Raw genomic sequence first — 4,865 nt, 5'->3', positions numbered from 1 at the left:
GGGCCCAGACGTCCTGGTAGCGCTCGACGCGCAGCTCGGCGCGCTTGTTGTCGATGGTGCGAAAGCGCTGGAACTCATCGAGCGCGAGGATGCCCGGCTCGCCCTCGCGCACGCCGGACTTCTCCAGCATGCCCGAGATGCTCTGCGCCCCGCGCCAGCTGGCGCCGTTCGAGAAGCCGTCCATCTGCACTTCGACGAAGCGGTCGTAGAAGCCCAGCAGCTGTGCCAGGCGACGCACCAGCTGGGTCTTGCCGGTGCCCGTCAGGCCCCAGAGGCAGACGATGACGGGCCGCGAGACGAGCTCGGGCAGCACGTACCAGGCACGCACCGAATCGATGACGCGGTCGATGATGGTGTCGATGCCGAACAGCTCGGTCTTGAGCTGGGCGGCGATCTCCTGCAGCTGGCGGTTTCTTTGCGCCAACTGTTCGCGAAGGTCCTCGCGCGGTTCATTCAATTCATTCATCCCAATCCTCCCGTCGCAACAGCGCCTGCAGCGCCACGCGGTCTGCACGGCGCTGGGCGCCGCGGCTTTGGATGTGTTGGCCTTCGCCACGCAAGCCACGCTGGCCGAGTTCATGCGAACCGGGGCTCGTTTCGAGCACCAGCGTCATCGGCTGTTTCAGGCGGCGCAGGGCCTTGACCCGCCCCTCCTGGAGGGCGCGGGAACGGAGTTGTGCACTCATTCGGTTTCCGAAAAGCAAAAGCCCCGGCTCAAAGGTGGCTGCGGGGCTTTGCTCGCCGCGCGGTCTGAGGCCGTATCTGTGAACAGACACGGTTCAGCCGGGGCTCGGGAACCGTGTTCAGTCGATGGTCGAAATGAACAGGGAGGACATAACTGGGATCTCCGTCATGCGGGCGCAGTCGTATGCGCCTTCAGCAATGGGCGCGAATGATGCGGGTGGCGGCGCGAGTGCGCAAGTGGAACGGGTGTACCGCGTTGTGGCGCGCCAACGGTGCGCACTGCACACGCCGGCTCCGCGCGGTTGCCGCGCTGCCCGCCAGCTGGCATCAGCTCTTCTGGCCAGACGCCGGCATGGCCGTCGAATCCATCCAGAACGCACCCCACAGGTGGTCATCGGGGTCAGCGAGGTCGCGCGCGTACATGAAGCTGCGGCGGGCGCCCGACGTCGCCCCACTCCGGACATGGGCCAGACCTACCCAGCCGCTTGACGAGTGAACGCGCGCTGACGCCCCTATTTGACGCCGCGGTTCACCGCCTTGGCGTACTGCGCGGCTTCACCGGTGCCGACGAAGTCGTCGTACAGCCAAAGGCCTCCGCCGAGGATGCCGCATTCGGTATGCCAGGCATCCATCTGCTGATACGTCTGGTTGGGCGTCTTGTCGCGATCCCACACGTACGGGAAGACCGGCACGCTGCCAAAGTCCCAGCCTTGGCAGGGGCTGTTGCCGGAACCCCCGGCATAAGTCTGCAGGTGCACGCCATCTACGGTGCCGGGCCGTTTCGCGTTGATCTTCGAGACGACCTGCGTCCAGTAGGCGGCGTTGAAGTACGGGTCGGGCATCACGTGGTAGCCCAGTTTCCCCAACATGACTCCGAACTTCACCGTGGTCGCGAGATCGAAGCTGTTCTCGTCGTCGAAGTCGATGGCGTCGATCGCAGGGATCGCGGCCTTGAGCGCTGCAAAGGTCTTGTAGAGGATGCTATCGGGTCCGGTGCCCTGGCTACGCACGAGCGCCGCGATATCTTGCCAGTCCCCAACGTTGGACGAGCCGATGCTGAATGTCACGCGCCGGACTTTTCCTTGCTTGAGGCGGCTCATGTCAGAAGCGAAGTCGGGATAGGTCTGGCCGCCCACGTAGACGCCGCCGGAGGTCAGCGGAAATTCGCCGTTCAGGTTGAGGTCGCCGTTGGGTTTGACTTCGACGCTCCAGACGATGACTTCGGTGAAGCCGGAGTTTTGCAACTCGGTGATGTTGGCCGAAGCGCCCTTCGAGGTGATGTAGAGCGGACCGCCGCCGAAGACGCCAGTGAAGCCCTGTGGGGTGGAGGCCGCCGAGGCTGCGCTGGGAGCCAAGGCAGAAAGGAACGCCGACGCCAGGAGCGGGACCAGCGCAAGAAATGACTTCATCGCATACTCCAGATTGGATTGGGGTCGATGCGCAAGCACTATTGCGCCGCCGGACTTTAGTCCACCGCGATGGGATCATCCCTGTCGACATGCGCAGCGGTGGGTGTCGGGACGAACTCAACATGAGTCAAGGCGCCAACCGACTATTGAGCCCCGGGAGGGGCCCGAGTGCCAGAAACGAGCAGTAGCCATTGGGGCGACAGGCCTGGCCTTGCAACCATCTTCTCGATGGCCTGGATCTCGACGGGACCCACACCCGTCTGTGATGCTCCTTGTCGCCGCCGTTGGCGCGCGGCAAAGGTCCTGGTGCGTCATCATCCAAGATGCCACCCCACTACAAGGGATTGCCGGCCGCGAGGCCATCGAGCGAGGTGAAGTGCAGGCTTCGAACTGGTCGACCGTCCGCGCTACCCGACTTGCCGCTGGTGCTCATAGCACCACAACCAGGTCTCGCCCGGCTCCAGCGACCGAATCACCGCGTGCCCGGTGGTTGCAGAGTGACGCGTGGCATGCTTGTTCTTCGACGAGTCGCAGCAGCCCACGTGACCGCAGTGGACGCACAGCCGCAGGTGCACCCAGGTGTCACCCATGGCCAGACACTCCTCGCAACCTGTTGACGCCGCGGGTTGCTGTAAGGCAGGCACATGGTTGCATGACTTGATCGACATCTGAAACGGCTCCGAACTGAATTGAAGAGTCAAGCGGCCTCGCTTGCCACCGCCAAGTATTGGTGAATCTGCGCCACGGCCGCGGCGCCTTCACCGATCGCGCCGCCCACCCGCTTGACCGAGCCCGAGCGCACGTCACCGACAGCGAAAACGCCAGGAACGCTGGTCTCCAGCGTCGCCGGTTGGTGCTCATCAGCCGGCGCGGCCAAGGCGGATCCGGTGAGCACGAAGCCATGGCTGTCGAGCTTCACATGACAGCCCTCCAGCCAGCGGGTTTCCGGATCCGCGCCAACAAAGAGGAACACATGGCGCAGTGGCCGATCCTCTTCGCGGCCACTGAGGTGGTCGCGCCACGACACGCCGCTCAGGCCAGTCGCCGCATCGCCGTGCAAGTGGATGATCTCGGTGCGTGGCCGCAACTCTATGTTGTGCGTGGCCTCGATGCGGTCGATGAGGTAGCGCGACATACTGGCCGCCAAGCCTGCGCCACGAATCAGCACGTGGACCCTGGAGGCGTGCTGCGACAGGAACACCGCCGCCTGGCCAGCGGAGTTGCCACCACCCACGAGCACCACCTCGGTCTTTGCGCACATCGTGGCCTCTATCGCCGATGCCCAGTACCAGATGCCCCGTCCTTCAAACTCGCCCAGGCGCGGCACATCGGGCCGGCGGTAGCGGGCGCCACTGGCGACGACTACAGTGCGGGCCCGCAGGCTGCGCCCGTCACCGAGCCGGACGATCAGTTCGCGCTCAGGCCCCGCTCGTGCGCACTCCAGCGACTGCGCCTCGGCCGGAATCAGCAACTCGGCACCGAACTTCTGTGCCTGCACGAATGCCCGGCCCGCTAAGGCAGCGCCGGAGATCCCGGTGGGGAAGCCGAGGTAGTTCTCGATGCGCGCGCTGGCACCTGCCTGGCCGCCATAGGCTCGGCAATCCAGGACGACGACGCGCAGACCCTCAGAGGCCGCGTAGACGGCTGTTGACAGCCCAGCCGGCCCAGCGCCCACCACGGCCACGTCGAACAGTTCGTCGTGGTCCACCGTATCGATCATGCCGATGCAGCGTGCCAGCGCGTTCTCGGCTGGGTTGAGCAACACTGAGCCGTCGGGACACACGACCAGGGGCTCGCCTGGGGCCGCGCCGTATTGCTCCATCATCGCTGCCGCGCCGTCCTCCTGCCGTGCATCGACCACGTGGTAGGGCTCGCCGTTGCGTCGCAGAAAGCTCTGCAGGCGCAACAAGTCGGCAGACATCGGATCGCCGATCAACACTGGTCCACTGGCGCCGGCTTCTATGAGCGCTACGCGCCGAAGGATCAATGCGCGAACCAGGCGCTCGCCGAGATCGGCCTCGGCGACGATGAGCGCTCGCAGCTGACCTGGCGTCAGTAGCAGAGCCTCGACATCCTCCTCGGCGATGCCGTCGACCAACGCAGGCCTGCCCGAGAGAGTGCCCACCTCGCCCATGAAGTGACCGCGGCCATGGCGCACGATGGGCGTGACATGACCCAAGCCGTCGCGCTGGCTGACCGCGAGGATGCCCTTGAGCACCACGAACATGCCCGGACTGGGCTCTCCCGCAGTGACCAGGCGCGTTCCGCGCGGGTGYGTCTGCAACGCGCCGAATCGGCGCACCCGCGCCAGTTCAGCCTCGCTTAGCATCGGAAACATCTGGTGGCGGCGAGACAAGAGCTCGCTGGGTGCGTCATCTGCCATCGCGAATCCCGTGGTGGGMGATGGGAGATTAGACGACGGTTGGTGGCATCACGGGAAGTAACCCACAGTGCTGCTGGCGTGCGATGGGCCTATGGAGGAGGGCGAGGCCAGGTAAATGACGCACTCTTGGAGCCGGCTGGAGGCACGTTCGATGCCAATGGCGAAAGTGCCATTTCGTGCTTCCGACTCTCCTGGTGAGCGGCAGCTCTGCCGGCGAAAGGGGACGCAACAGGTCGGCCAGCATGCCTCGAATACGATGGGCCGGTCCTCCATCGGCAAAGGCCCCAACTCATGCGATGCATCGGCATCACGATCATGCTCACCCTTGCAGCCACTGCTCATGCGGGCGCCCAGGAATGCGAGCGGGTCTGCCACACGCAGGCCCAGAC

At 65.1% G+C, this 4,865-nt stretch carries 5 protein-coding genes; all 5 read right to left on the bottom strand.

The window, feature by feature from the left end:
* Window positions 1–466, bottom strand: a 466-nt coding sequence (locus tag AC1DYI_RS26665; protein WP_477207147.1) for an ATP-binding protein, incomplete at its 3' end; no start/stop codon positions are given.
* The gene (locus AC1DYI_RS26660; protein ID WP_477207146.1) at window positions 459–686 is read right to left on the bottom strand and encodes a hypothetical protein; all 228 of its coding nucleotides are present in this window, start codon (window positions 684–686) and stop codon (window positions 459–461) included. The genes AC1DYI_RS26665 and AC1DYI_RS26660, both read right to left, overlap by 8 nt.
* Before the next feature lie 510 nt (window positions 687–1,196).
* Entirely contained in the window at window positions 1,197–2,093 is an 897-nt protein-coding gene (locus AC1DYI_RS26655; protein ID WP_477207145.1) for a hypothetical protein, read from the bottom strand.
* A 407-nt stretch (window positions 2,094–2,500) separates the two neighbouring features.
* Complete coding sequence (locus tag AC1DYI_RS26650) at window positions 2,501–2,761, bottom strand: UBP-type zinc finger domain-containing protein (protein ID WP_477207144.1); 261 nt, start codon at window positions 2,759–2,761, stop codon at window positions 2,501–2,503.
* 29 nt (window positions 2,762–2,790) lie between these two features.
* Window positions 2,791–4,476 (bottom strand): FAD-dependent oxidoreductase, encoded by a 1,686-nt coding sequence (locus AC1DYI_RS26645; RefSeq protein WP_477207143.1) that lies wholly within the window; start codon window positions 4,474–4,476, stop codon window positions 2,791–2,793.
* Window positions 4,477–4,865: the final 389 nt, after the last annotated feature.

It is taken from the genome of Ideonella sp. P3_A4, from assembly GCF_056403075.1.
This window is presented reverse-complemented; position numbering and strand designations above follow the sequence as displayed.